At 67.7% G+C, this 25,022-nt stretch carries 25 protein-coding genes; 12 read left to right on the top strand and 13 right to left on the bottom strand.

Annotated features, from left to right (window positions below):
- Together E8A12_RS12590 and trpE are read left to right on the top strand one after the other, a co-directional pair.
- A partial coding sequence (locus E8A12_RS12590; protein WP_363212076.1) for a peptidyl-prolyl cis-trans isomerase occupies positions 1-754 on the top strand: 754 nt, incomplete at its 5' end.
- The gene (gene trpE, locus E8A12_RS12585) at positions 751-2,283 is read left to right on the top strand and encodes an anthranilate synthase component I (RefSeq protein WP_293369212.1); all 1,533 of its coding nucleotides are present in this window, start codon (positions 751-753) and stop codon (positions 2,281-2,283) included. The genes E8A12_RS12590 and trpE, both read left to right, overlap by 4 nt.
- Here the strand turns inward: trpE and E8A12_RS12580 are convergent.
- Positions 2,280-2,450 carry a hypothetical protein gene (locus E8A12_RS12580; RefSeq protein ID WP_293369210.1) on the bottom strand — a complete coding sequence of 57 codons (171 nt, stop codon included), beginning with the start codon at positions 2,448-2,450 and terminating at the stop codon, positions 2,280-2,282. The two genes, trpE and E8A12_RS12580, sit on opposite strands and share 4 nt — an antisense overlap.
- A 154-nt stretch (positions 2,451-2,604) precedes the next feature.
- Between E8A12_RS12580 and E8A12_RS12575 the strand changes: the two genes are divergently transcribed.
- From E8A12_RS12575 to E8A12_RS12545, 7 genes are all read left to right on the top strand, one after another.
- Positions 2,605-3,732: a patatin-like phospholipase family protein gene (locus E8A12_RS12575; protein ID WP_293369208.1), complete on the top strand. Its 1,128-nt coding sequence runs from the start codon at positions 2,605-2,607 to the stop codon at positions 3,730-3,732.
- A 15-nt stretch (positions 3,733-3,747) separates the two neighbouring features.
- Complete coding sequence (locus tag E8A12_RS12570) at positions 3,748-4,533, top strand: 3-hydroxybutyrate dehydrogenase (protein WP_293369206.1); 786 nt, start codon at positions 3,748-3,750, stop codon at positions 4,531-4,533.
- 26 nt (positions 4,534-4,559) lie between these two features.
- Positions 4,560-5,150, top strand: coding sequence for an aminodeoxychorismate/anthranilate synthase component II (locus E8A12_RS12565; RefSeq protein WP_293369204.1), 591 nt, complete (start codon positions 4,560-4,562; stop codon positions 5,148-5,150).
- 10 nt (positions 5,151-5,160) lie between these two features.
- Positions 5,161-6,174 (top strand): anthranilate phosphoribosyltransferase, encoded by a 1,014-nt coding sequence (trpD, locus tag E8A12_RS12560; RefSeq protein WP_293369202.1) that lies wholly within the window; start codon positions 5,161-5,163, stop codon positions 6,172-6,174.
- On the top strand, positions 6,171-6,962 hold the full coding sequence (gene trpC / locus E8A12_RS12555) for an indole-3-glycerol phosphate synthase TrpC (protein WP_293369200.1): 792 nt from the start codon (positions 6,171-6,173) through the stop codon (positions 6,960-6,962). The genes trpD and trpC overlap by 4 nt, the downstream gene beginning before the upstream one ends.
- Before the next feature lie 144 nt (positions 6,963-7,106).
- Positions 7,107-7,796, top strand: a complete 690-nt coding sequence (gene lexA, locus E8A12_RS12550; protein ID WP_293369198.1) for a transcriptional repressor LexA — start codon at positions 7,107-7,109, stop codon at positions 7,794-7,796.
- 139 nt (positions 7,797-7,935) lie between these two features.
- Entirely contained in the window at positions 7,936-8,253 is a 318-nt protein-coding gene (locus E8A12_RS12545; protein ID WP_293369196.1) for a hypothetical protein, read from the top strand.
- A 50-nt stretch (positions 8,254-8,303) separates the two neighbouring features.
- Here E8A12_RS12545 and E8A12_RS12540 read toward each other — a convergent pair whose 3' ends face one another.
- On the bottom strand, positions 8,304-8,582 hold the full coding sequence (locus E8A12_RS12540) for a hypothetical protein (protein WP_293369194.1): 279 nt from the start codon (positions 8,580-8,582) through the stop codon (positions 8,304-8,306).
- Between the two features lie 285 nt (positions 8,583-8,867).
- Between E8A12_RS12540 and gltX the strand changes: the two genes are divergently transcribed.
- Together gltX and gltA are read left to right on the top strand one after the other, a co-directional pair.
- Positions 8,868-10,277, top strand: coding sequence for a glutamate--tRNA ligase (gene gltX, locus E8A12_RS12535; protein ID WP_293369192.1), 1,410 nt, complete (start codon positions 8,868-8,870; stop codon positions 10,275-10,277).
- 56 nt (positions 10,278-10,333) lie between these two features.
- Positions 10,334-11,614 (top strand): citrate synthase, encoded by a 1,281-nt coding sequence (gene gltA, locus E8A12_RS12530; RefSeq protein ID WP_293369190.1) that lies wholly within the window; start codon positions 10,334-10,336, stop codon positions 11,612-11,614.
- On the opposite strand, the gene E8A12_RS12525 is transcribed toward gltA, so the two are convergent.
- Entirely contained in the window at positions 11,611-12,444 is an 834-nt protein-coding gene (locus tag E8A12_RS12525) for a LytTR family DNA-binding domain-containing protein (protein WP_293369188.1), read from the bottom strand. The genes gltA and E8A12_RS12525 overlap by 4 nt on opposite strands.
- Positions 12,445-12,608: 164 nt before the next feature.
- Here E8A12_RS12525 and E8A12_RS12520 point away from each other — a divergent pair, with 164 nt between their 5' ends.
- On the top strand, positions 12,609-14,159 hold the full coding sequence (locus tag E8A12_RS12520; RefSeq protein ID WP_293369186.1) for a carboxylesterase family protein: 1,551 nt from the start codon (positions 12,609-12,611) through the stop codon (positions 14,157-14,159).
- Here E8A12_RS12520 and lpxB read toward each other — a convergent pair.
- Genes lpxB through E8A12_RS12470 form a run of 10 tightly spaced genes read right to left on the bottom strand, consistent with a single transcriptional unit; the run spans position 14,156 to position 25,017 of the window.
- A complete protein-coding gene (gene lpxB, locus E8A12_RS12515; protein ID WP_293369184.1) occupies positions 14,156-15,343 on the bottom strand; it encodes a lipid-A-disaccharide synthase in 1,188 nt (395 codons plus the stop codon). The genes E8A12_RS12520 and lpxB overlap by 4 nt on opposite strands.
- On the bottom strand, positions 15,340-16,179 hold the full coding sequence (lpxI, locus tag E8A12_RS12510) for a UDP-2,3-diacylglucosamine diphosphatase LpxI (protein ID WP_293369182.1): 840 nt from the start codon (positions 16,177-16,179) through the stop codon (positions 15,340-15,342). The genes lpxB and lpxI overlap by 4 nt, the downstream gene beginning before the upstream one ends.
- Complete coding sequence (gene lpxA, locus E8A12_RS12505) at positions 16,180-16,977, bottom strand: acyl-ACP--UDP-N-acetylglucosamine O-acyltransferase (protein WP_293369180.1); 798 nt, start codon at positions 16,975-16,977, stop codon at positions 16,180-16,182.
- Entirely contained in the window at positions 16,974-17,447 is a 474-nt protein-coding gene (fabZ, locus tag E8A12_RS12500; protein ID WP_293369178.1) for a 3-hydroxyacyl-ACP dehydratase FabZ, read from the bottom strand. The genes lpxA and fabZ overlap by 4 nt, the downstream gene beginning before the upstream one ends.
- Positions 17,444-18,460, bottom strand: a complete 1,017-nt coding sequence (gene lpxD, locus E8A12_RS12495) for a UDP-3-O-(3-hydroxymyristoyl)glucosamine N-acyltransferase (protein ID WP_293369217.1) — start codon at positions 18,458-18,460, stop codon at positions 17,444-17,446. Before lpxD ends, fabZ begins: the two co-directional genes overlap by 4 nt.
- A gap of 36 nt (positions 18,461-18,496) precedes the next feature.
- The gene (locus tag E8A12_RS12490; protein WP_363212068.1) at positions 18,497-19,189 is read right to left on the bottom strand and encodes an OmpH family outer membrane protein; all 693 of its coding nucleotides are present in this window, start codon (positions 19,187-19,189) and stop codon (positions 18,497-18,499) included.
- Between the two features lie 7 nt (positions 19,190-19,196).
- Positions 19,197-21,695: an outer membrane protein assembly factor BamA gene (gene bamA, locus E8A12_RS12485; protein WP_293369176.1), complete on the bottom strand. Its 2,499-nt coding sequence runs from the start codon at positions 21,693-21,695 to the stop codon at positions 19,197-19,199.
- A 29-nt stretch (positions 21,696-21,724) separates the two neighbouring features.
- Positions 21,725-22,942, bottom strand: coding sequence for an RIP metalloprotease (locus E8A12_RS12480; protein ID WP_293369174.1), 1,218 nt, complete (start codon positions 22,940-22,942; stop codon positions 21,725-21,727).
- Positions 22,943-22,966: 24 nt separating this feature from the next.
- Positions 22,967-24,172 carry a 1-deoxy-D-xylulose-5-phosphate reductoisomerase gene (locus E8A12_RS12475; RefSeq protein ID WP_293369172.1) on the bottom strand — a complete coding sequence of 402 codons (1,206 nt, stop codon included), beginning with the start codon at positions 24,170-24,172 and terminating at the stop codon, positions 22,967-22,969.
- The gene (locus tag E8A12_RS12470; RefSeq protein ID WP_293369214.1) at positions 24,160-25,017 is read right to left on the bottom strand and encodes a phosphatidate cytidylyltransferase; all 858 of its coding nucleotides are present in this window, start codon (positions 25,015-25,017) and stop codon (positions 24,160-24,162) included. Before E8A12_RS12470 ends, E8A12_RS12475 begins: the two co-directional genes overlap by 13 nt.
- Positions 25,018-25,022: the final 5 nt, after the last annotated feature.

Below are 25,022 nucleotides of genomic sequence, written 5' to 3'. Positions count from 1 at the left end.
GGCCGCCGCGGCGGCCAAGGCCGGCGTGCCCACAGCCACCATCGGTCCGGTCTCGCAAGGCGGCCGCGATCTCACCGGCCAGCCGGTCCAGGGTCTGAGCCCGAAGCTCATGGAGACCGCCTGGGCCCTGCCCGCCGGCGGCGAGAGCGAGGTCGAGGACGCCGGTAACGGCGAGTTCTTCGCCGTCCGCGTGGAGAAGATCCAGCCGGCCGCCCTGCCGCCGTTCGACGAGATCAAGCCGATGCTGACCCGCGCCTGGACCCAACGCGAGCTGGTGCGGGCCATGCAGGCCAAGGCCGACGGCCTCGCGGCGCGGATCAAGAAGGGCGAGAGCCTGGAGGCGGTCGCCGCCTCCGCCGGCTCCAGCGTCGTTCAGGTTCCCGGCATCGACCGCCGCAACGCCGGCCAGAACCAGACCCTGTCGCAGGACATGCTGGCCAAGCTCTTCACCTCGCGCACCGGCGACGTCTTCACCGCCCAGAACAGCCACTTCGGCTTCGTGGTCGGCAAACTCGAAGCCGTGCATGTCCCCGATGCCGCGACCCTGGCCCAGACTTCCGAACAGCTGCGCCCGCAGATGAGCAGCGGTTTCGTCCGCGAACTGGGCGAAAGCGCCCACACTGCCGCGCGGCGCGAGATCAAGGTGACCATCGACGCCAACAAGGCCCGCGAGGCGATCGGCCTGGAGCCGATCGATCCGAAGGCCGCCGCGGGCAAGACGACCGCTCCGGGCAAGGCGCCGCTGGCGAAATGACCATCGAGCCTGCGTATCCGGCTTTCGAGCAGGCATACCGGGCGGGCCGTCCCCAGCTCGTCTGGACCCGCCTGATCGACGATCTGGAAACGCCCGTCTCGGCCTACCTGAAGATCGGCCAGGGACGGCCCTACGCCTTCCTGTTCGAAAGCGTCGAGGGCGGCGCCTTCCGGGCGCGCTATTCGATCATCACCCTCAACCCGGACCTGGTCTGGCGCTGCCGGGGCGATCAGGCCGAAGTGGCTAAGGGCGAGGATATCGCCGCGGGACGCTTCGCCCCCCAGCCCGGCGGGGCCCTGGACAGCCTGCGCGACCTGGTCGCCGCCTCACGGATCGAGATGCCGCCCGGTCTGCCGCCGCCGTCAGCGGGGCTGTTCGGCGCCATCGGCTACGACATGATCCGGCTGGTCGAGCACCTTCCCGACGTCAACCCGGACCCCCTCGGACTGCCTGACGGCGTCATGACCCGCCCCGGCATCGTGGCGATCTTCGACGCCATCGCCCAGGAGATCATCCTGGTGACCCCGGTTCGTCCCGGCGCCGTCTCGCCGGAGGACGCCCATGCGGCCGCGCAGGCTCGCATCGCCGCGGTGATGGCCGATCTGAAGCGGCCGGCCCCGCCGCTGGCCGGCGACGGCGTGCCCGAGCCCGACGCCTTCGTCTCGCCGGTCAGCCGCGAGCGCTATTGCGAGATCGTCGACCAGGCCAAGGACTACGTCCGCGCCGGCGACGTCTTCCAGGTCGTGCCGAGCCACCGCTTCCGCAGCCCGTTCAAACGCGATCCCTTCGCGCTCTACCGTTCGCTGCGTCGCACCAATCCTTCGCCCTTCCTGTTCTATCTGAATTTCGGCGATTTCCAGCTGGCGGGCTCCTCGCCGGAAATCCTGGTGCGGCTGCGCGACGGCAAGATCACCATCCGCCCGATCGCTGGCACGCGTCCGCGCGGGGCGACGCCGGCCGAGGACGCGGCGCTGGAGCAGGAGCTGGTCTCCGATCCCAAGGAGCGCGCCGAGCATCTGATGCTGCTGGACCTGGGCCGCAACGACGTGGGCCGGGTGGCAATGCTGAAAGCGCCCGGCGCCAATGAGCCGCCGCAGACCCGCCAGGCGCCGCGGGTGCGGGTGACCGCCAGCTTCTTCGTCGAACGCTACAGCCACGTGATGCACCTGGTCTCCAACGTCGAAGGCGATGCGCCCGAGGGCCTCGATCCGGTCGATGTGGTGATGGCGGCGCTTCCCGCCGGCACCCTTTCCGGCGCACCCAAGGTGCGGGCCATGGAGATCATCGACGAGCTGGAGATCGAGAAGCGCGGCCTGGGCTACGCTGGGGGCGTTGGCTATTTCGGCGCCGACGGCTCGGTCGACACCTGCATTGTCCTGCGGACCGCGCTCTTCAAGGACGGGACCATGTACGTCCAGGCCGGCGGCGGCGTGGTCGCCGACAGCGATCCCAACGCCGAGTACGAAGAGACCCTGCACAAGGCCCGTGCGCTGCGCCGCGCGGCCGAGGAAAGCTGGCGATTCGTCTAATCCACGCCACGCTGATGGGCGATGTGCTCGCTGGTCAGTGGGGGCGCGAGGATCATGGCCGTGGCGAAGGTGAGCGCCGAGATCGCCAGCAGAACCGCCGCGCCGACGACCGGCCACATGCGCTCAGGACGCTTGGGCGTCTCGAGCAGCGTCCGGACGCGGTCCATTTCCTCTGAATTCAGGGCAGAATCGATACCGACCATGGATTGAGGATCGCGCCTGGGCTTGTGCCGCGCAATCGGCGGCGCCACATGGCGGTCATTGTGCGGTGCAATATGGTCACGTCCCCCAATCCTCACCCTCTGGACGCTGTCTGATCCTGTGACGCCAGCTGAACCTCGCCGTGTCCTGGTCCTGCAAGGCGGAGGAGCGCTGGGCTCCTACCAAGCCGGCGTCTACGAGGCGCTGAATCGCGCGGGGCCCGAGCCCGACTGGATCGCCGGCATCTCCATCGGCGCGATCAATGCCGCCATCATCGCCGGCAACGCGCCGGAAAAGCGCCTTGAGCGGCTGCAGGAGTTCTGGACCCTGGTGACCTCCGGTTGGTCGTTTGGCCCTCCCAACACCACTGATCTCTTCCGCGGCCTGCTAGGCGACGCCAGCATCGGCTGGGCCATGACCGCAGGGGTGCCTGGGTTTTTTGCGCCGCGGACCATTTCACCCCTGCTGCTGTCCGGCGGCGGGCCGGAGGCGCTCAGCTTCTACGACACCGGGCCGCTGACCGAGACGCTGGAGCGGCTTGTCGACTTCGACCGCATCAACGCCCGCGAGACCCGCCTGAGCGTCGGCGCGGTCAATATCCGCACCGGAAACTTCGCCTACTTCGACAACGCCCACCAGAAGATCGGCCCGCAGCACATCATGGCCTCCGGCGCCCTGCCGCCAGGCTTTCCCCCCATCGAGATCGAGGGTGAGTGGTACTGGGATGGCGGCCTCGTCTCCAACACACCCTTGGAGTACGTCCTCGACCAGGACCAGCAGGAGGACCTGGTGATCTACCAGGTGGACCTGTTCAACGCGCGCGGCCCTATGCCCAAGACGATTCAAGAGGCGGCCGAGCGTGAGAAGGACATCCGCTACTCCAGCCGGACACGCCTGAACACCGACGCCCAGCTTCGCATCCACCGGCTGAAGACCAGCTTGGCCGGGCTGCTCAAGACGCTGCCGCAGGAGATGGTCGAAGACCCGGAGATCCAGCTTCTCAGTGACTTCGCCAAGGAACCTTCGGTGATTGTGGTGCAGCTGATCTACCGCGATCGGGCCTACGAGGGCAGCTTCAAGGACGTCGAGTTCTCACGGCAGACCATGCTCGACCACTGGGCCTCAGGCCTGGCCGACGGCGAGCGCTCGGTGCAACGCCGGACGCACAATCCGCCGAAGCCGGGACCCGGCGGCGCAGTGAGCGTCGACCCCGGCCTCGACGCCAATCCCGACCGAACCAACCCCTAGGACGAGGACACCCCCATGATCCTGAAATCCAAGACCGCCGTGGTCACCGGCTCGACCAGCGGCATCGGCCTGGCTATCGCCCGTGCCCTGGCCGCCGAAGGCGCCAATGTCCTGATCAACGGCTTCGGTAAGCCCGAGGACATCGAGAAGGAGCGCGCCGCCATCGAGTCCGAGTACGGCGTGAAGTGCATCCACTCTCCGGCCGACATGACCAAGCCCGACGAGATCGCCGCCATGATCGCGCTGGCCGAGTCCACCTTTGGCTCGGTGGACGTGCTGATGAACAACGCCGGCATCCAGTTCGTCTCTCCGATCGAGGAGTTCCCGATCGAGAAATGGGACCAGATCATCGCCATCAACCTGTCCTCGGCCTTCCACTGCATGCGCGCGGCGATCCCGGGGATGAAGAAGCGCGGCTGGGGCCGGATCATCTCGACGGCCTCGGCCCACAGCCTGGTCGCCTCGCCGTTCAAGTCCGCCTATGTGGCCGCCAAGCACGGCATCGCGGGTCTGACGAAGACCGCCGCCCTGGAGCTCGCCACCCACGGCGTGACGGTCAACTGCATCAGCCCCGGCTATGTCTGGACGCCCCTGGTGGAGAACCAGATACCCGACACCATGAAGGCCCGCGGCCTGACCCGTGACCAGGTGATCAACGACGTCCTCCTGGACAGCCAGCCCACCAAGCAGTTCGTCACCGTCGATGAGGTCGCCGCCATCGTCGTCTTCCTCTGCGGCGACGCGGCCAAGCAGATCACCGGCGCCAATCTGTCGGTGGACGGCGGCTGGACGGCGGAATAAGGCTCGGGTCAAGGAGCGGGGCCGGCATGATCCTGGTGATCGATAACTACGACAGCTTCACCTACAACCTCGTTCATTACCTCAATGAACTGGGCGCGGAGACGCATGTTGTGCGCAACGACGCGCTCACCGTGCAGCAGGCCTTGGGCCAGAAGCCGCAGGGCGTCCTGCTGTCACCGGGACCCAAAACGCCGAGCGATGCGGGCATCTGCCTGGCGCTGCTCAAGGCCGCGCCGGCCGACCTGCCGATCTTCGGCGTCTGCCTGGGCCACCAATCGATCGGCCAGGCCTATGGCGGGGCGGTGATCCACGCCAAGGCGCTGATGCACGGCAAGACCAGTCAGATCCATCATGACGGCAAGGGCGTCTTCGCCGGCCTGAAAAATCCCTTCACCGCCACGCGCTATCACAGCCTGTCGGTGCGCAAGGAGGACCTGCCGAGCGACCTGGAGGTCACCGCCTGGACCGAGGACGGCGAGATCATGGGCGTCCAGCACAGGACCCGGCCCGTCCACGGCGTGCAGTTCCATCCGGAATCGATCGCCACGGAATGCGGCTACGACCTGCTGGCCAACTTCCTCGAGATCGCCGGCGTGAGGCGCCTGGCGCAGGTCTGAACGCGCCAGCATGTCCGACGCCTTCAAGCCCCTGCTGAGCCTGCTCGCCGACGGCGGCACCCTGTCCGAAGACAATGCCGGCGACTTCTTCGACGCCTGCCTGCGGGGCGAACCCACGCCGGCCCAGGTGGGCGCGGCGCTCACCGCAATGCGCATGCGCGGCGAGACTCTGGGCGAGATCGTCGCCTGCGCGCGCGCCATGCGCAAAGCCGCCGTCCACATCGAGCCGCCCTACCCCACCATCGACGTTTGCGGCACCGGGGGCGACGGTCTGCACACCCTGAACGTCTCCACGGCCGTGGGCTTCGTGGCGGCCGGCGGCGGCCTGAAGGTCGCCAAGCATGGTAACCGCGCGCTCTCGTCGAAGTCGGGCACGGCCGACGTGCTGAGCGAACTCGGCGTCGACATCGCCATGCCGGCCGACCGGCAGCTGCAGGCGCTGGACGAAGCCGGCATCTGCTTCATGTTCGCCCCGGCCCACCATGGGGCCATGCGCCACGTCTCGCCGATCCGTGCGGAGCTCGGCTTCCGGACGATCTTCAACCTGCTGGGCCCGCTGACCAATCCGGCCCACGCCCAGCGCCAGGTGGTCGGGGTCTTCGCCGAGCGCTGGGTCATGCCGACCGCCGAGGCGCTCAAGGCCCTGGGCTCGGAGCGCGCGTGGGTGGTGCACGGCGGCGGCATGGATGAGATGACCACCACGGGCGAGACGAGCGTCGCGGAGCTGCGCGATGGCCAGGTGCGCCTGTTCACCGTCACCCCGGAAGCTGTGGGCCTGCCACGCGCGGCGCTCGCCGATCTCACCGGCGGCACACCCAAGCAGAACGCCCGGGCGCTTAGCCAGCTGCTGACCGGCCAGAGCGGCCCCTATCGCGATATCGTGCTGCTGAACGCGGCTGCCGCGTTCCTGGTCGGAGAGACCGTCGAGACCCTGCGCGAAGGGGTCGACCTCGCCGCCGCGGTGATCGACGACGGCCGGGCCCAGGGCGCGCTCGACAAGCTGAAGGCGCTGGGCGGCGCATGAGCGATATCCTGGAGCGGATCGCCGCCTACAAGCGCGAGGAGGTCGCCACGCGCAAGGCGGCGCGGCCGCTGGCCTCCGTCGAGGCCGCCGCGCGCGAAGTCTCCCAGCCTCGCGGGTTCCGCAAGGCCCTGGAGCGCGCCCACGGCCCCGGCCGCCTGGCGCTGATCGCTGAGATAAAGAAGGCTTCGCCCTCGCGCGGGGTGATCCGCGAGGACTTCGAGCCGTCCGCCCTGGCGCATGCCTACGAGGACGGCGGCGCGACCTGCCTGTCGGTGCTGACGGACGCGCCGAGCTTCCAGGGCGCCGACGACTATCTGGTGATGGCGCGGATGGCGACCGGCCTGCCCTGCCTGCGTAAAGAATTCCTGGTCGATCCCTGGCAGGTGGCGGAAAGCCGGGCCCTCGGCGCCGACGCCATCCTGGTGATCCTCGCCATGGTCGACGACACCTTGGCCTCCGACCTGATGGAAGCCGCCCACGCCCACGGCATGGACGTGCTGGTCGAAACCCACGACGAGGCGGAGCTCGCGCGCGCCGCGGCGCTCAAGGCCGATCTGGTGGGCGTCAATAATCGCAACCTGCGGACCTTTGAGGTTGATCTTTCGATCACCGAGCGACTGGCCGCCGCCGCGCCGGTCGGAGCCTTGCTCGTCACCGAGAGCGGGATCTTCACCGCCCGGGACGCGGCGCGGCTGGAGCGATCGGGCGCCAAGGCGATGCTGGTCGGCGAGAGCCTGATGCGACAGGCCGATGTGGCCGCCGCCACCCGGGCGCTGCTCACCGCCTGAGTCGGGCGGCCATTAAGCATCGCGCCGGAAAATCCGTTGAAGTTTCAGCGACGCCGGCCGTAACTTGACATTAATACGGAACACCTAGAGAACATCGGCAAGCGTTAGCGCTTTGTTCTCGCGCCTTAACCGAGGGTCCGTTCGATGCTCACCCGTAAGCAACACGAGCTGCTCATGTTCATTCATGAGCGGATCAAGGAAAGCGGCGTATCGCCCTCCTTCGACGAGATGAAGGAGGCGTTGGACCTGGCCTCGAAGTCCGGCATCCACCGGCTGATCACCGCGCTCGAGGAGCGCGGCTTCCTGCGCCGCCTGCCTCACCGGGCCCGGGCGCTGGAGGTGGTGAAGCTGCCGCAACAGGCCACCATGGCCGCCCCGCCCAAGGGCCGGTCGCCCTTCAAGCCTCAGATCGTCGACGGCGGGCCCTCTGCGCCAGTCGCCGCCAACGACACTCGCGACCTGCCGATCCTTGGCAAGATCGCCGCCGGTACGCCCATCGAGGCCATCCAGCAGGAACGCGACCGTATTCCGGTGGCGGAAAGCATGCTGGGAGCTGGCGAGCACTTCGTTTTGGAGATCCAGGGCGACTCGATGATCAACGCCGGCATCCTGGACGGTGACTTCGTGGTCATCCGCAAGGGCGACACCGCCACTTCCGGCGACATCGTTGTTGCCTTGGTCATGGGCGAGGAAGCCACTCTGAAGCGCCTTCGCAAGAAGGGCGCGTCGATCGCGCTGGAGGCCGCCAATCCAGCCTACGAGACCCGCATCTTCGGTCCCGATCAGGTCGCCGTGCAGGGCAAGCTGGTCGGCCTGATCCGCCGTTACCATTAGAACCGCTGTCTCTCCTGGGGGATTCGGAGCAACCTCGGCCTTAGTCCGGCGTTTCGACCGGGCGGGGTGGGTCGCTTATCCAGACCCACGACTACGAAGGCTTCGCGGCACGCGAAGTCCCAAGGGAGAGATCCAAACCATGCGTTTCATCACGCTTTCGGCGATTGCCGCCCTGAGTCTGGCCGTCGCGGCCTGCAACAAGCCGGCCGAAAAGGCCGCGGACGACACCACCAAGGCCAACGCCGAATCGGCCGCCGCCAGCTCTGCGGCGGACACCGCCGCGAAGGACGCCTCGGCCGCCGCCGCTGCGCCGAGCGCGGACGCCGCCAAGGCTGACTCGGCCGCCGCCACCGATGCTTCCAAGCTGGCCACCACGCATGCGGACAAGGCCGCCGACGCGAGCACTGCCGCGGCCAAGGACACCGCCAAGGCGGACAAGGACGCCGCGAAGAAGTAGCGCTTGCCTCCGGAGCCTCAGCCTCGCGGGCTGGGGCTCCATCTTCGCCATCAGGCGGCGTGGTAGGCGAACTCCACGAGAAACACCCGTTCGCCGGGCCCGTGCTTGGCCACTTTCAACAGATCGACGACGCCCAGGAACCCGGACCTCCGGGCGAGATCCGGCGTCACGTCGGCCAGCGTAATCTCGCGGACAGAGGTCACCTCGATGTAGCCGGCGCCCAGCGGATAGCGGCCGCCCGCCTTGACGCGCGCGCTTCGCCAGATGCGCACGCTGCAGGTGACCTCGCCGCGTATGACCGGCTCGCGCAGCCGCTTGGTGAACATCACGGCGCGAACCTCGGATCGGGTCCCCAGGTCCAGGGACGGCGCCCACGCAGGTCCTGCGCCCAGACAATCCGCCCCTTGCCCGGCCCGCGCCTAAGGGCGAAGTCGAGGCCCGCACCGCATCCGAACGCCACCGGCGTCCACAGCGTCCAGCGCATCGACTGCCGTGCGCCTTGTTCGCGGAGCCACCGGCCGGCGTCCGCGAGGCTAGGACGCACCTTGGGCGGCGTGTTAAGAGGCGCCGCCCCGGCGTCCCCCGCCGCAGCGTCTCCAGGTCTTTCAAACTCTATGTCCGACAGCTCCGTCGTCACCCGTATCGCTCCCTCGCCGACCGGCGCCATGCACATTGGCACGGCCAGGACGGCGCTGTTCAACTGGCTTTATGCACGCCACACGGGTGGGAAGTTCCTTTTGCGCGTCGAAGACACCGACCGGGAGCGCTCCACCGAGGCTGCGGTCCAGGTGATCTTCGACGGCCTGGCGTGGCTGGGCCTGGAAGCCGACGAGACCCCGGTCTTTCAGGCCGCCCGCGCCGATCGGCACGTCAAGGCCGTGGACGAGATGCTGGCCCGCGGTTCGGCCTATCGCGACTACATGACCCCTGACGAGCTCGAGACCGAGCGTACGAACGCACGGGCCGAAGGGCGCGTCGTGCGCTCGCCCTGGCGCGATCACTCGCCCAACGACGCGCCGGACCGTCCCTTCGTGGTGCGGCTGAAGGCGCCGATCGAGGGCGAAACGGTGATCGACGACCAGGTGAAGGGCCGCGTCGTCTTCCAGAACAAGGACCTGGATGACCTGATCCTGCTACGCACCGACGGCTCGCCGACCTACAACCTGGCCGTCGTGGTGGACGATCACGAGATGGGCGTGACCCACGTGATCCGTGGAGACGACCACCTGAACAATGCCGCGCGCCAGACCCTGATCTACCAAGGACTTGGTTGGGCGCCGCCGGTCTGGGCGCACCTGCCGCTGATCCATGGGCCCGACGGGACGAAGCTCTCGAAGCGCCACGGGGCGCAGGCGGTCAGCGAGTTCGCCGACATGGGCTACCTGCCCGAGGCGATGCGCAACTACCTGGCCAAGCTCGGCTGGGGACACGGCGACGACGAGATCTTCTCCGACGAACAGGCCATCGGCTGGTTCGATATCAAGGACGTGGTCGGCGCGCCTGCGCGCCTCGATTGGGCAAAGCTCAACCACCTCAACAACCACTACATCCGCCAGGCCGATCCGGCCCGGCTGGCGGGCTTGGTGGCCGCGATCCACAGGAGCCGCGATTTCCCCCTGCACGATGGCCATCTGGCGCAGCTGGCCCACGTGATCCCCTTCGTCCGCGACGGCGCCAAGACGACGCTGGAATTGGCGGACGCCACGGTGTTTGCGCTGAGCCGCCGGCCGTTGGCTTTCACCGACAAGGCCCGAGAATTGGTGGTCAACGACGAGACCCGCGCGCGACTTGGTCGATTGCGCACCGCCCTTGCAGCGGCCCCCACGTGGGACGTGCCGACTCTCGAAAACGTCAATCGCGGCTTCGCCGAAAGCGAGGGCGTCGGCATGGGCAAATTCGGCCCGGCCCTGCGCGCCGCGCTCTCCGGCGGTACGCCGGCGCCGGACCTCGCCGGCGCCCTTGTTTCACTCGGGAAAGACGAAAGCTTGGCCCGTCTCGACGATGCGCTTTCGCTTGGCGGCTAACGCGCTATAAGCCGTCCGAACAGGCGTTTCATCCCAATTCACCGAAGGGGACAGGCATGGCCGACACGGCGAAGATCAGCATCGGCGGCAAGACCATCGACCTGCCCATCTTGAAGGGCACGACGGGTCCGGATGTCGTCGACATTCGCAAATTCTACGCCGAGAGCGACGCCTTCACCTACGATCCTGGCTTCACCTCGACCGCCAGTTGCGAAAGCAAGATCACCTACATCGATGGCGACGCGGGCATCCTGCTCCACCGCGGCTACAAGATCGGCGAACTGGCCGAGAAGTCGACCTTCCTCGACACCTGCTACCTGCTGCTGCACGGCGAGCTGCCGACCGCGGCGCAGTTCACCGAGTTCGAGCACACAATCACCTATCACACCATGCTGCATGAGCAGTTCGATAGGTTTTTCCAAGGCTTCCGTCGGGATGCTCACCCGATGGCGATCATGACGGGTGCGGTCGGCGCCCTCTCGGCCTTCTATCACGACAGCACAGACATCAACGATCCCGAGCAGCGCATGATCTCGGCGCACCGCCTGATCGCCAAGATGCCGACGATCGCTGCGCGGGCCTTCAAATACTTCCAGGGCCAGCCCTTCGTGCATCCGCGCAACGACCTCTCCTACGCGGAGAACTTCCTGCGCATGTGCTTCTCGGTTCCGGCCGAGGACTGGAAGCCCAATCCGGTGCTGACCAGGGCGATGGACCGGATTTTCATCCTGCACGCCGACCACGAGCAGAACGCCTCGACGTCCACCGTGCGTCTCGCCGGCTCGTCGGGCGCCAATCCCTTCGCCTGCATCGCCGCCGGCATCGCCTGCCTATGGGGGCCCGCGCACGGCGGGGCCAACGAAGAAGCGCTCAACATGCTCAAGGAGATCGGGACGGTCGATAAGATCCCCGAATACATCCAGGGTGTGAAGGACCGCCGCTACCGGTTGATGGGCTTCGGCCACCGCGTCTACAAGAACTACGATCCCCGCGCGACGGTGATGCAGAAGACCTGCCATGAGGTGCTGGACGAGGTCGGCGACGCCGACGATCCGTTGCTGAAGGTCGCCCTGGAGCTCGAGCGCATCGCGCTTTCCGACGAGTACTTCATCGAGCGCAAGCTCTATCCCAACGTCGACTTCTACTCGGGCATCACGTTGCGCGCCCTGGGCTTCCCGGCCGAGATGTTCACGGTGCTGTTCGCCGTGGCCCGCACCGTCGGCTGGATCAGCCAGTGGAAAGAGATGATCGAGGATCCGGCCTACAAGATCGGCCGCCCGCGCCAGCTCTACACCGGCGCGCTCGAACGCCCGTACGTCCCGGTCGACAAGCGCTAGCCAACGCTCTCCAAGGCCTGGTGAAGCCGCGCGCGGCAACTTCGGCTGACGCGTAGGGTTTCGCCTGTCTTCAGGCGAAGAAGCGCATCGCCGGCGGGGAGCGGCGTCACCACCTTCACGGCGTCCAGGGCGACGATGGCGCGGCGGTGGATACGGATGAACCGGCTGGGGTCAAGCTCGGGCTCCAGGCTCTTGGCGGTTCGGCGAAGCAAAGTGGCTCCTGCCGCGCCATGCAGGGCCAAATAGTTGCCTTGGGTCTCGATCCACGCGACCTGCGACAGGTCCAGGCGGGTGAAGTGTCCGCGCTGGCGGACCGCCAGGCCGGCAGCGGCCCCGTCGACGGCGAAGTTGCGGCGATGATGATTGCGGGCGGCATGGGCGAGCGCGGTCAGGCCGGCGATCCATGCGGCGACCAACGCGCCATTGGCGCCCAGTTGCTCGGCGATGTCGCGCATCAGCGGCCGATGCGCCGAATGCGGCAGAACCCGCGCCAGTAGGCAGGAGGCCACGATCAGCGCGAAGGTCATGGCTAGATTGAAGGCCAAGTGCAGCAAGCCCCGCCGCCAGACGAAGGGCGCTTCGATTGGCGCCCGTCGGGTGAGGGCCAGGATCGCCGGGGTCGCGGCCGCACCCAGCAGGCTCGCCCCGAACAGGCGCAGCGCCTCGTGCAGCCACGCCGCTGCATCGGGCGGTGTCCAGCGCATCAGATTGTCCGGCTCGAGGACCAGGACGAATCCCAGCCAATATAGGAAGCCCAATCCCAGGTCCTGCGCGCCCCGGCGGGCGGCGTGGCGGAGATCTAGGGTGGCGGCGGTGACGGTCGGGCGCATGGCCGGCAGTGTGGGAGCGCGCCCGCCTGGCGTCCATCGGGTGAATTGTGACGATGTGTTCATGGCCCGGGACGAGTTGCGGGGCCGGCGGCTATCGCAGCTCGCGCCGCCCCGCCAGACTCCGATGCAGACCCGAAAGCGCGAGGCGAACAATGAGACGGCGAATGGCGGCGCTGGCCGCGATCCTGACGGCGGCGCCCATCCTGGCCTTGGCCGCGACGGTCAGCACGGACACTGGGCGGCTACGCGGCTCGACCGCCAATGGGATCGCGGCCTATGAAGGCGTGCCCTACGCCGCTCCGCCGTTGGGGCTGCTGCGCTGGCGTGAGCCGCAGCCGGTCCAACGCTGGAAAGGCATTCGCGATGCCACAGCCTTCGCCCCGGCCTGCCTCCAACTTGGGGTCTCAATGGCCGGCGAGCCGGACCCCAGGACCGACGAGGATTGCCTTTACCTGAACGTCTGGGCGTCGGCGAAGCGTCCCCGTGGCCAATCGCCGGTAATGGTGTTCATTCCAGGCGGCGGCTACGCCAACGGCGCGACTTCGCTCCCGCTCTACTGGGGCGACCGGCTGGCCAGGCGCGGCGTGGTCGTCGTGACTGTCGCCTATCGCCTGGGCGCCCTCGGGTATCTGGCCCACCCGGAGCTCACCGCGGAATCGCCGCACCATAGCTCCGGAAACTACGGCCTGTTGGACCAGATCGCGGCGCTCGCCTGGGTGAAGCGCAACATCGCGGCCTTCGGAGGCGATCCCGGCCGGGTGACGATCTTCGGCCAGTCGGCCGGCGCCATGTCGGTGAGCATGCTGATGGCCTCGCCCTTGGCCCAAGGCCTGTTCCAGGGCGCGATCGGCGAAAGCGGCGGGCTGTTCGAACCCCTGCAGCTGGCGCCCAGCTACAGCCTCTCCGTGGCCGAACGCGATGGCGTGAGCTACGCCAAGTCCGTCGGCGCGAGCTCCGTCGCCGAGCTTCGCCGCCTGCCCGGCGCTGCGCTTCTGCACGGAGAGGCGGGCAAGGTCACCCATCCCGTCGTCGAGCCATACGCCCTGCCCTTGTCGCCCTACGACGCCTTCGTGGCGGGCAAGCAGGCGCGCGTGCCGGTGTTGGTCGGGTGGAATGCCGAGGAGCCGCGCTCGCTGACCGATCTTGGAAGCGTGCGCGCCGCCACCTTCACCCAGGACATCCGCAAGGCCTTCGGACCACTGCCGAGCGCCATGATCGACGCCTATCCGCACGCGGACGACGCCCAGGCCGTCCAGGCGCGAACCGGCTTCGAGCGCGACCTGAGGTTCGCCTGGGATGACTGGACCTGGGCGCGGCTGCAGGCCCGCGCCGGACCGCCCGCCTACGTCTACCGTTTCGAACGCCGCCCGCCCTTCCCGGCGGGCTCGGTCCGCGCGGACTGGGGCGCCTCGCACTTCGCCGAGCTCTGGTACGTTTTCGACCACCTTGACCAGGAGACCTGGACCTGGACGTCCGCCGACCGCAAGCTGGCCGACGCCATGGCGGGCTATTGGGTCGATTTCGCCAAGCGCGGCGACCCCAACGGGCCCGGACGGCCGGCGTGGCCGCGGTTCAAGGCGGATGACGGCGCGATCCTGCGCCTGAACGACCTGATTGCGGCAGGCCCGCCGCCGGAGCTCGCGACCCTGAAGATCTTCGATGGCGTCTACGCCCAGCTTCGCGGCGCGCCCTTCGGGACCGCCAAGGCGCCCTAGAGGCGCCGCGCCGCCACGATCTTCAGCACCGCCTCGGCGGCCGCCTCCGAAGGGTCAGGCCCGCCGCGGCCCATCTTGTCGAGGGCGTCGAACTGGGCGGCGATCTGGCGGTCGCGCAGGGCCTTGTCGTCAAGGCGCAGGGCGATCTCTTCGGCCAGTCGTTCGCCGGTGCAGTCGTCCTGGATCAGTTCCGGGGCGATGAACTGGCGGGCGGCGATGTTGAACAGGGTGACCCACTTCGTGCGCAGCAAGAACCGCAGGATGATCCAGGCGGTCACGGGGCCCAGGCGATAGCCGATGACCATGGGGACGCCGGCCTGCGCGAGTTCCGTCGTCACAGTGCCGGAGCAAGCCATGGCGACGGTGGCGGCCTTCATGGCGTCGTGCTTGCCTTGGTCCCCCTCGATCACATGGGCCCGGTGCGGCCAGCCGGCCACCCGCGACTTGACCGTCTCGGCCACGGTGGGCGCGGCGGGAACCACCACCTGCAGATTGGGGTGGGTCTCCTTCAGGCGGCTTACCGCGTCCTCGAAGGGCGGCAGCATGCGCTCGATCTCCCCAGGGCGGCTCCCGGGCAGGACGATGAGGATCGGATCGGCCGACTTGGCGCCGATCTGCCTGCGCAGCCGCGCCGGCTCAGCCTTCGAGAAGTCGACACTCAGGGCCGAGTTACCGACGAAGGTCACCGGCAGGCCCTCGGCTTCGAAATAGGACGCATCAAAGGCGTGGATCGACAGCAAATGGTCGACTGTGGCCGCCAGCGTCCTGGCCCGGCCCGGTCGCGTCGCCCAGACCTGGGGTCCCACATATTTGATCAGGGGCAGGTCCGGCGCCTGTCGCCGCAGCCGCTGCGCGACCCTCAAGGTGAAGCCCCAGGAATCGATCAGCACGGCCACGTCCGGCTTTTCCCGCAGGGCGAGCGCTGCGGTCTCGTCGGCGCGGCGCACGACCCGAGGATAGGCGAGCAGAGCCTCAGCGAGGCCCAGGATGGAGATGTCGGAGATATCGAAGGGACTTTGTACGCCCTCCGCGGCCATCCGCTCGCCGCCGACCCCGACGAAGCGGACGCCGTCCGCTCCCAGGCGCGCCTTCAGGGCCCTTGCCAGGCCCGCGCCACGGTCATCGCCCGAAGCCTCGGCCGCCACCAGCATGACGCTCAGGGGGCGCTTTGTGGTTGCGCTCACGAGGCTGGCGCGTCCACGCCCAGGATGAACACGCCCAACTCGTCGGCCAGCGCCGTCACCGCTTCGCGGTCCAGCACCAGCAGATGTCCCGCCTCGCCCACAATGCCCGCCAGGCCCGCCCGGGCGACGCCCTCGACGGTGGCGGGGCCGATGGTGGGCAGGTCGACCCGCCTTTCCTGGGTGGGCTTGGGCGCCTTGGCCAGCACGCCAGCCGGCGCGCCCGGACGCCCGCGAAGCGCCTCGGGCAGGTCGGCGACCCGGGCCAGCAGGGCGTCTGTGCCCTCGGCGGCCTCCAGGCCGAGCACGAGACCCCGGCAGACCACGGCGGCCTGGCCGGCGTCGAGGAGGCCGATGGCGCGGGCGACATCCATGGCCTGTCGAATGTCGGCCGCGCTTTCCGGCTCCGGAGCGATACGTCCCAGGGGCCCGGCGCCCAGGCTGAGGTCGTCCATCACCTCATGCGCGCCTTCCACGGCGAAGCCTTCCTTTTCGAATTCGGCCACCAGCATACGCAGTAGGGCGTCGTCGCCCTGGCGCGCCGCGGCGATCGCCGCCGGAAGGGCGGCGAGGCCGCGCAGGTCCGGCATCAGGGTGGCGAAGTCCGGCCGCGCCACGTTACCCGCCAGGCAGACCGAATGGCAGCCGGCGCGCTTCAGCGCCTTGAAGCACTTGCCGAGCTCAGCCAGGCCGACCTCGGCTCCGGCGTAGGGTTCGAGCCCCTCGCCAGCGAAACCCTTCAGGCGGATGACGAACAGAGGCCGGCCGGACCGCTGGCAATGCTCGGCGATCTCCACCGGCAGGCTTCCGCCCCCGGCGATCAGGCCGAGCTTCTGCACCTAGACCTCGCGTTCGGGCAGGCAGAGCGGCCGCCCGGCGTCGGCGCGGATAAAGTCGATGATCTCCATCACCGGCGCGGAATGGCCGAAGGTGGCGGCGGTGTCGTCGATCCGCTCCTGGAAGGTGCCCTCCTCGGCGAACAGCAGGCGGTAGGCCGAGCGAAGTTCACCGATCGTATCGCGGCCGAAGTCGCGGCGCTTCAGGCCCACCAGGTTCAGCCCTTCGAGGTGGGCGTGATTACCCCACACCAGGCCGTAGGGGATCACGTCCTTGGTCACCGCGGCCAGTCCGCCGATGAACGAATAGCGTCCGACGCGGCAGTACTGGTGCACCGCCGCCAGGCCACTCACCATCACGAAGTCGCCGATTTGGACATGACCGCCCAGGGTCGCCGAGTGCGCCAGGATCACGTTGTCGCCCACCGTGCAGTCGTGGCCCACATGGCTGGTGGCCATATACATGCCGTCGTCGCCGACCCGGGTCACGCCGCCAGCCTGGGGCGTGCCGATATGCATCGTCACATGCTCCCAGAGCTTGTTGCGGTCGCCGATCACCAGCTCGGTGGGTTCGCCATTGTAGCCGGTGTGGTGCGGCGGCCCGCCGAGATTGGCGAAATTGCGGACCGTGCAATCCTCGCCGACCCGCGTGTGACCTTCGATGACCACGTGGCTGGCCAACGTCGTGCGCGCGCCGATCCGCGCGTGCTCGCCGATGATGCAATAGGGTCCGATGCTCACGCCGTCGGCGATCTCGGCGCCGGTGGCGACGATGGCCGTCGGATGGATATCAACGCTCACTTCGTGTCCACCACCATAGCCGCCCACTCCGCCTCGGCGGCGACCTTGTCATCGACCAGGGCGCGGCCTTTGAATTTGAAGATGTCGCCGCGCGCGCGGGTGACCTCGACGGGCAGGCGCATCACCGCGCCTGGGCGCACCGGGGCGCGGAAACGGCAGTTGTCCAGCGACATGAAGAAGATCGCCTTGTCCGCGACATCGACGTTCAGCGACTTCGACATCAGGACCGCGCTGGTCTGGGCCATGGCTTCGACGATCAACACGCCGGGCATCACCGGATAGTGCGGAAAGTGGCCTTGGAAGAAGGGCTCGTTCACGCTCACGCATTTGACGCCAACGATCGAGAGGTTCTCAACGTACTCCTCGCACCTGTCGACCAGCAGAAAGGGATAGCGATGCGGAATCCGCGCCATGACCTCATTGATGTCGATTTCGGTGGGAGCATCGCTCACCGGCGCCTTGCGGCTCATGAATTCCCTTCCTTGCGGCTCGCCTGCCGGGCGAGCCACGCGGTTTCCCGCATCCATTGCCGGATCGGCCGAGCCGGGTAGCCGCCCCAGGTCTCGCCGGCCGGAACATCCTTGATGACGCCAGCCGCCGCCGTAATGCGCGCGCCGTCGCCGACGTGCAGGTGATCGGCCACGCCCGCGCGGCCTCCGAACTGAACGCCATCGCCTATGGTGACGCTGCCGGAAATCCCCGTGTAGGCGGCCATAACGCAGTTACGTCCGACCCGGACGTTGTGGCCGATCTGCACCAGGTTGTCGATCTTGGTGTTCTCGCCCATCACCGTGTCGTCGAAGGCGCCTCTGTCGACGCAGCTGTTGGCCCCGATCGTCACGCCGTCCTGCAGGATGGCGCGGCCGAGCTGCGGAATGTCCACCAGGCCCTTGGGTCCCGCCGTGGCCCCGAACCCCGCCTCTCCGATGCGCGCACCGGCCAGGATCCGCACCCGGTCGCCGATCAGCGCAAACCCGATGGTCACGCTGGCTGAAATCTCGCAATCGCGCCCGATCGCCACGCCGGGGCCGATGACGGTGTTGGCGCCGATCCGCGTGCCGCGCCCCACCTGCGCGCCGGCTCCGATCACCACGCCCGGTCCCAGCTCGACCTGCGCCTCGATCTCGGCGGTCGGGTGGACGCCCTTCTCGCCGGTGACGAAGCGCGGGCGGTGTAGACGCGCGGCGGCGAGCGCATAGCCCAGCTGGGGCGACGCCATCACCAGGGCCGCGCAGCCGGTCGGCAGTGCATCGACGGAATCGGACCGGACGAAGCAGGCTCCGGCCAGCGTCATCCCGGCCTGCTCGATGAACTTGCGGTCGGTCGCGAAGGTGACGGTGTCGGCCGCGGCGCCGGTCATCACCGAGACCGCCCTCACCTGCCGGGCGCCCGTCGAGGCGTCAGCGAGCTGCGCCCCGGTCAGGGCCGCAAGGTCGGACAGGGTGACGGGGCCAAGGTCTTCGAAGAAGCGCGGATCGGGCATGGTTTCGATGCGGCGACCCGCGCCTTCCAAGACGGCCTACTTCTTCGTCGGCGGAGCCGCAGTGCGCGCGGGACCGGGGGTCTGGACGATCGGCGGAGCGCCTGCGGCCGCGCCGGGCGCGCCCGGCTGGTCGAGGTGTTCGCGCTCAAAGGTGAGCTGGGTGATCTTGCCGTTCAGGCCGGCCACCACCCCGGGGGTGATGTCCATGGCCGGATTGCCGATGATCACCGCGCTGCGCTGCAGCAGGATGCTGCACGCCTTGGACTGGTACGTCTGGCGCACGAAGGGCTCCAGTTCCTGGCTGATGCGCGCGACGGCCTTCTGTTCGGTGGCTTGCACTTCGCGGTCGCGAAGCTGAACCTTGCGCTGCAGGGCGTTGGCGCGGATCTGCAGTTGCGAGGCCTGGCTTTCCAGCGTCGCCTGATCGAGCGTGGCGCGGCGCGCGTCGAGCGCTTTGGCCTCGTTGTCGATCGCCGTCTTCTCGGAGGTGAGCTCGGCGTTCACTTGGGCCACGATCTGCTGCATCCGCAGGTCCACCGCATGGCCCACCGTCGAGGTCTGGATGGCGTTCTCGAAGGAGAAGATGCAGACGCCGGTCAACGGCGGTCCGTGGGTCACGGCTTGCGGCGGGACCGCAGCCGGAGCGGGAGCTTGGGCGAACGCATTGGCGCCCGCGGTCAGGGCGATGGCGGCAGTGCAGACGCCGGCGACGATGGGCTTGGAGATCATGATATTCCTAGAACCGGGTTGAAGTTGAGAACCGGAAGACTTCCGTGATGTCGTAGGTTTCTTTCTTCAGGATCTGACTGAAGTCGAAGCGGATCGGTCCCATCGGCGATTTCCAGAAGACGCTCAAGCCCGCAGAAGCGCGCAGGCCCAGGTCGTCCTTGATCTCTGGGTTGTCGATCATCAGCCCCGTGGTGGTGTCGGTGGTCCGCTTGTCATAGCTGTCCAGCAGGCCTTCGGTGCCCACATAGGTGAACAGCGCGGCCTTGATCCCGTATTGCTCGGGCAGGAAGGTCGGCACGGTCAGCTCGGCCGACGCAATGGCGTAGGCCTTGCCGCCCAGCGCGTCGTTCTGACTGTTCGTGCCCTCTTGGGCGAACGTCAGGTCGCGCGGACCGATGCCGGCGGTCTGGAAGCCCGGGAAGCTGTTGCCCCCCTTGTAGAAGCGGTCGTTGATCCGGACGTGGTCGCCGCCCCAGCCCTCGATGTCGCCGGCGCTGCCGGTGATGCTGAGGATGTAGGTCTTGTTGAACCCGTGATACCAGCCGCCCTCGCCCTCGGTGCGGACGTACTTCACGTCGCCGCCCAGGCCCGCAAGGTCCTGGTTGAAGTCGATATACCAGCCGCGCGTGGGATTGATCGCGTCGTTGCGGCGGTCCAACCGATAGCCGTAACCCACCGACGAGGTTAGGAAATCACCACGCTGGTCGCAGATCGAGGTCGAGACGATCAGGTTGGTCGGATCGCAGAAGGTCGGATCGATCTGCACGTCGTCTTCACGAAGCGTGTAGCGCAGGCTGCCGCGTGAATTCAGGCTCAGCGGGAAATTCAGCCGCACGCCGGTGCCGACGGAGGTGGTCTTGTAGGCCGAGTACTGGGTCAGGTCGTACTTGTAGAAGAAGGCGTCATACCCGGCCGACAGATCCCGGCCGAGGAACCGGGGCTCGGTGAACGAAACATCGATCTGCGACCGGATATAGCCAATGGAGATGCGCGCGCGCACATCCTCGCCGCGACCGCGGAAATTGCGTTCCGAGATGCCCAGGTCGACCACCAGCTGGTCCACCGACGAATAGCCGGCGCTGAACGAAAGTTCGCCTGTCGGTTGCTCGGTGACCTTCACCTGCAGCCCCGTGCGGTCGGGGGCCGACCCGGGGATCTCGGTGATCTCGACGTCCTTGAAATACCCAAGCGCCTTGACCTGGTTCTTCGACCGGTCGACCAGCACGCGGTTGTACGCATCGCCTTCCGAGACGTTCATCTCGCGGCGAATGACATAGTCCAGGGTGCGCGTGTTGCCGACGATGTCGATGCGGTCGACGTAGACGCGCGGGCCTTCCCTCACGTCGAAGGTGACGTCGACCGTGCCCTTGGCCCGGTCCGGCACATAGCGAGGGCGCACGTCCACGAACGCGAACCCCGCGGCCCCGGCGGCGAAGGTCAGGGCGTCGGTCGCCTGTTCGATCTTTTCGTCCTGGTAGATGTCGCCTTTGCGGAACGGCACCAGGGCCTCAAGCACGTTCTTGTCGAGCTTCTTGAGGTCGGTCTCGACGCTGATCTTGCCGAACTTGTACTCTGGCCCTTCTTCGACGGTGTAGGTCACCACGAAGCCGTTCTTGTCCGGCGACAGCTCGGCCACCGAGGACGCCACACGGAAGTCGTAGAAGCCGCGGTTGCGGTAGTACTTGCGCAACTGCTCCTTGTCGTACTCCAGGCGGTCGGGGTCGTAGTTGGCGTTGGACGAGAAGAATTTGTACCAGTGGCTTTGCTCGGTGACGATCACGTCGCGCAGGTCATCGTCCGAGAAGGCTTTGTTGCCCAGGAAGTTGACGCGCAGGATGCCGCTCTTGGCGCCCTCGTTGATCTTGAAGATCAGATCCACGCGTTTTTGCGGCAGCTCGACGATCTGCGGCGTCACCTCTGCGGAGATCCGACCGGCGCGGCGGTAGAGCTCGATGATCCGCGCCACGTCGGCCTGCGCCTTGGCGCGGGTGAAGATGCCGCGCGGACGCACGGTCACCTCGTCCTTCAGCTTGTCTTCCTTGATCGAGGAATTCCCCTCGAAGAGCACCCGATTGATGATCGGGTTCTCGACGACGGTGATGATCAGGTCGCCATTGTTCAGCTCGATCTTCTCGTCGGAGAACAGCTGCGTGCGGGCCAGCGCCTTTTCGCCCGCGTCCAGCTTTGCCGGGTCGACCGTCTCGCCCACCGTCATCGGCAGGTAGGAGATCACTGTCGTGGGTTCGATGCGCTCGTTGCCGCGTACGACGAAGCGCTGGATCACGCCGGTCTGGACCGGCGCCGGAGGCGGCGGAGCCTGAGGCGCAGGCGCCGTGGCCACGGGCGCACCGGTTGCTGGCGCAGCAGCGGCCGCCGGCGGTGGCGCTGGCGGCGCGGCTGGTGGAGCCTGCGCAAGCGCCAACCCTGGGCTTACTAGTGCGGTCGTCGCCAAAAGACCGGCAAGACCGGAACCTAGCGCAGCGCTACGGGCGCGGTGTCTGTGCATCGAATCAGCCGTTGAGGAAAAGTCGGGGGTTAGGAGAATAGCCCGCCGATGAAATTGAACACACGCAGGCGCTGCAGATCGTTCCAGGTGGCGAACAACATCAAACCGAGAACCAGCGCAAGGCCTACGCGATACCCTGCCGCTTGAACCTTGGCAGCAAGTGGGCGCCGAGCGACCGCTTCATACGCATAGAACAGCAGGTGTCCCCCATCGAGCACAGGTATCGGCATCAGGTTCAGGAATCCGATGCCGACCGAGATATTGGCCACCAGCAGGAGCGCGGTCAGGAGGGCGTTGATGGCGAAGGTCGGGATGTCCTTCGACAGGTCGGCAGTCTGTTTGGCAAGGTCGCCGGAGATCTGCGCCATGCCCAGCGGGCCGGAAATCTGCTCGGCGGTCTCGCGGCCAGTGATCATCCGGCCGATGTAGTAGACCGTGGTCTGCACCACGTCGGCGGTCTTGACCACGCCCGCGCCCAGCGCCTCGACGGGCCCATAGCGAATGACCTTGCGGTCCTGCGGCAGGTCGGCGAACTGGATGCCCACGGTGCCGAGTTGATGCACATGGCCCACCGCGTCGGTGACGGGGCCGCGGACCGGTGTTGCAGTCAGCAACACTTGGCGGCCGCCGCGCTCGACGACGAAGTTGATCGGTACGCCGGTTCGCAGAATGATCAGCTGCTTCACCGTATCGAACGATCTCACCGGCCTGCCGTCGACCTGGACGATGAGGTCGCCCGACTGGAAACCGGCTCGGGCGGCGGGCTTGTTGGGAACGACCGCGGCGATCCGGGCTGCGGCGATCGGCTCGCCGAGCGCCAGCAGCACGCCCGCGAAGATCGCGATCGACAACACGAAATTGGCCACAGGACCCGCGGCGCTGATGATGGCCCGCTGCCAGATCGGCTTGAACTGATGATACTGGCTGAGCGCCGCCTCGCCTTCCCGCGTCACCACCTCGCGGCGCAGCGCGTCGAGGTCGTCGGTGTCGGGCACGCTGGCGGCATTGTCGTCGCCGGCGAAGCGCACGAAGCCGCCGATCGGCAGCCAGCCCAGCCGCCACTCCACGCCCGACCGGTCGACCCAATGGGCGATGGGCTTGCCGAAGCCGATCGAGAACTGGTCGATCTTCGCGCCCACCGCCTTGCCCGCCAGGAAGTGGCCGAACTCGTGGATCGTCACCACCACGCCCACGATCAGCAGGAAGGGGATGATGTAGAACAGCAGGTTGGCGAGGAGACCTAGCATCGGCCGTCTATTCCTTCGGACGCGTCATGCGTGAACCGGGGGCATAACGCCACTTAGCACCTCGTCCGCCACGCGGCGCGCGGTCGCATCTGTCAGGCGGGCCGCCTCGACCGGGTCGTTCGAAGGCGTGCGGAGCAAGGCTTGGCGATCCATCCGCGACAGCGTTTCCTCGACAACTTCGGCAATATCAAGGAATCCGATCCGTCCGCCCAGGAAGGCGGCGACGGCGATCTCGTCGGCGGCGTTCATCGCGGCCGGCGCGGCGCCGCCCTCGGCGAGCGCGGCCTTGGCGATGCGCAGAGCCGGGAATCGTTCAGGGTCGGGGTTTTCGAAGGTCAGTGGGCTGACGCGGGCCAGGTCGAGCTTCTCGGCGGGCCAGGGCAGCCGATCGGGCCAGGCGTAGGCGCAGGCGATCGGCGCGCGCATGTCCGGCGGGCCGAGTTGGGCGAGCGTCGAGCCGTCGGCGTATTCCACGAGCGAGTGGACGATCGACTGCGGGTGGATCACCACGTCGATCCTCTCGGGCGGCATGGCGAAGAGGTAGGCCGCCTCGATCACCTCCAGGCCCTTGTTCATCATGGTGGCCGAATCGATCGTGATCTTGGCGCCCATGCTCCAATTGGGGTGGTTCAGCGCCTGCTCGCGAGTTGCGCGGCCCATCTGCTCGCGGGTCCAGCCGCGGAAGGGGCCGCCCGAGGCGGTGAGGATTAACCGCGCCACGTGGTGCGCATTCTGCGGATCGAGGACTTGGAAAATCGCGGAGTGCTCGGAATCCACCGGGATCACCGTCCCGCCGGCCTGCTTGGCCGTGCGCAACAGCTGGGGCCCGGCGCAGATCAGGCTCTCCTTGTTGGCCAAGGCGACGATGGTCCCGGTTCGCGCCGCAGCCAGGGTCGGCGCCAGGCCCGCGAAGCCGACGATGGCCGACATCACCCAATGGGCCTCCATGGCCGCCGCGTGCGTCACCGCCTGGACGCCGGCGGCCGTCGCCAGGCCGGAGCCTGCCAGCCGTTCGCGCAGACCGGGCAGCAGGGTCTCGTCCTGGATGACGGTAATCTGCGGGCGCCATCGCAGCGCCTGCTCGGCCAGACGATCCACATTCCGGCCGGCGACGAGCGCCACCACCTCGACCTCGGCCTTGGCTTGTTCGAGCACGTCGAGGGTCGAGACCCCCACCGAACCGGTGGATCCCAAGACGCTGATCTTACGCGGAAGGCTCAATGTCCCCATCCCAGGTGATTGGCGAGGCGGGCTGCGGCCATCACCACGACGGCGAACATCAAGCCGTCCACGCGGTCGAGCAGGCCGCCATGCCCGGGGATGATATCGCCGGAATCCTTGACGCCGAACCTTCGTTTCAATGCTGACTCCCAAAGGTCGCCCGCCATGGTGGCCAAGCCGACGGTCAATCCGATCACCGCGGCGGCCCAGAGGCTGAGCTGGAAATAGGGCAAGGAGGCCATCAGCGTCCCGGCCCCCATCGCGGCCGCAAGGCCGCCGACGAAGCCGGACCAGGTCTTGTTCGGCGAGAATCGGGGCCAGAGCTTGGGTCCCTTCAGCGTGCTGCCCACGGCGAAAGCCCCGATGTCGGCGCCCCAGGTGCAGGCGAACAGCATGAGCGCCCACCAGACGCCCTGGTTGGTCGCGCGAAGCCAGATCAGGCACAGCGCTGCTGGCGCGATGTAGAAGACTCCATAGGCCGCGTCGGCCGGTCGTTCGGCCACGCCGCGCGCCACCAGGGCCGCGGCGATCGCACCCACCGGAATGACCAGCCAGCCCAGGACGAAGTGGTCCTTGTACCCCAGGAACACCGCCGCCAGCACCGCCGCAGTCACCGCCGCGGAGACCCGCACCGGCGCGCCGGGCGCACTCATGCCGCCCCATTCGATAGACAGCAGGGCCACGCCGACCGAGATCATCAGCAGATAGGGCAAGGCTTCCTGGCGCCCCTGCAGGGCCGGAACCCAGTGCTGGTGCTGGCCGAGCGTGGCGTAGAGCGCCGTCGGGACCAGCACCACGCCCGAGGCGATGCGCAGGCCCAGGTTCGACCAGTCGAAGCGCCTAGCCTGTGGCAAGGACG

This window comes from Phenylobacterium sp. (assembly GCF_004799395.1).
Taxonomy (GTDB): Bacteria; Pseudomonadota; Alphaproteobacteria; order Caulobacterales; family Caulobacteraceae; genus Phenylobacterium.
Note: the sequence above shows the minus strand (reverse complement) of the source record. Positions and strands in the feature narration are given on the sequence as shown.

Excerpts from the sequence above, each read along its gene's own strand:
- E8A12_RS12490 (WP_363212068.1), bottom strand. The coding sequence starts at position 19,189 with ATGATCTCCAAGCCCATCGTCGCCGGCGTCTGCACTGCCGCCATCGCC.
- E8A12_RS12525 (WP_293369188.1), bottom strand. The coding sequence starts at position 12,444 with ATGCGCCCGACCGTCACCGCCGCCACCCTAGATCTCCGCCACGCCGCC.
- lpxD (WP_293369217.1), bottom strand. The coding sequence starts at position 18,460 with ATGCCCGATCCGCGCTTCTTCGAAGACCTTGGCCCCGTCACCCTGTCC.
- gltA (WP_293369190.1), top strand. The coding sequence starts at position 10,334 with ATGGCCGACACGGCGAAGATCAGCATCGGCGGCAAGACCATCGACCTG.
- E8A12_RS12545 (WP_293369196.1), top strand. The coding sequence starts at position 7,936 with ATGCGTTTCATCACGCTTTCGGCGATTGCCGCCCTGAGTCTGGCCGTC.
- lexA (WP_293369198.1), top strand. The coding sequence starts at position 7,107 with ATGCTCACCCGTAAGCAACACGAGCTGCTCATGTTCATTCATGAGCGG.
- trpC (WP_293369200.1), top strand. The coding sequence starts at position 6,171 with ATGAGCGATATCCTGGAGCGGATCGCCGCCTACAAGCGCGAGGAGGTC.
- E8A12_RS12480 (WP_293369174.1), bottom strand. The coding sequence starts at position 22,942 with ATGCTAGGTCTCCTCGCCAACCTGCTGTTCTACATCATCCCCTTCCTG.
- E8A12_RS12570 (WP_293369206.1), top strand. The coding sequence starts at position 3,748 with ATGATCCTGAAATCCAAGACCGCCGTGGTCACCGGCTCGACCAGCGGC.
- E8A12_RS12580 (WP_293369210.1), bottom strand. The coding sequence starts at position 2,450 with ATGGACCGCGTCCGGACGCTGCTCGAGACGCCCAAGCGTCCTGAGCGC.
- bamA (WP_293369176.1), bottom strand. The coding sequence starts at position 21,695 with ATGCACAGACACCGCGCCCGTAGCGCTGCGCTAGGTTCCGGTCTTGCC.
- E8A12_RS12475 (WP_293369172.1), bottom strand. The coding sequence starts at position 24,172 with ATGGGGACATTGAGCCTTCCGCGTAAGATCAGCGTCTTGGGATCCACC.
- E8A12_RS12565 (WP_293369204.1), top strand. The coding sequence starts at position 4,560 with ATGATCCTGGTGATCGATAACTACGACAGCTTCACCTACAACCTCGTT.
- fabZ (WP_293369178.1), bottom strand. The coding sequence starts at position 17,447 with ATGAGCCGCAAGGCGCCGGTGAGCGATGCTCCCACCGAAATCGACATC.
- gltX (WP_293369192.1), top strand. The coding sequence starts at position 8,868 with ATGTCCGACAGCTCCGTCGTCACCCGTATCGCTCCCTCGCCGACCGGC.
- trpD (WP_293369202.1), top strand. The coding sequence starts at position 5,161 with ATGTCCGACGCCTTCAAGCCCCTGCTGAGCCTGCTCGCCGACGGCGGC.
- E8A12_RS12520 (WP_293369186.1), top strand. The coding sequence starts at position 12,609 with ATGGCGGCGCTGGCCGCGATCCTGACGGCGGCGCCCATCCTGGCCTTG.
- trpE (WP_293369212.1), top strand. The coding sequence starts at position 751 with ATGACCATCGAGCCTGCGTATCCGGCTTTCGAGCAGGCATACCGGGCG.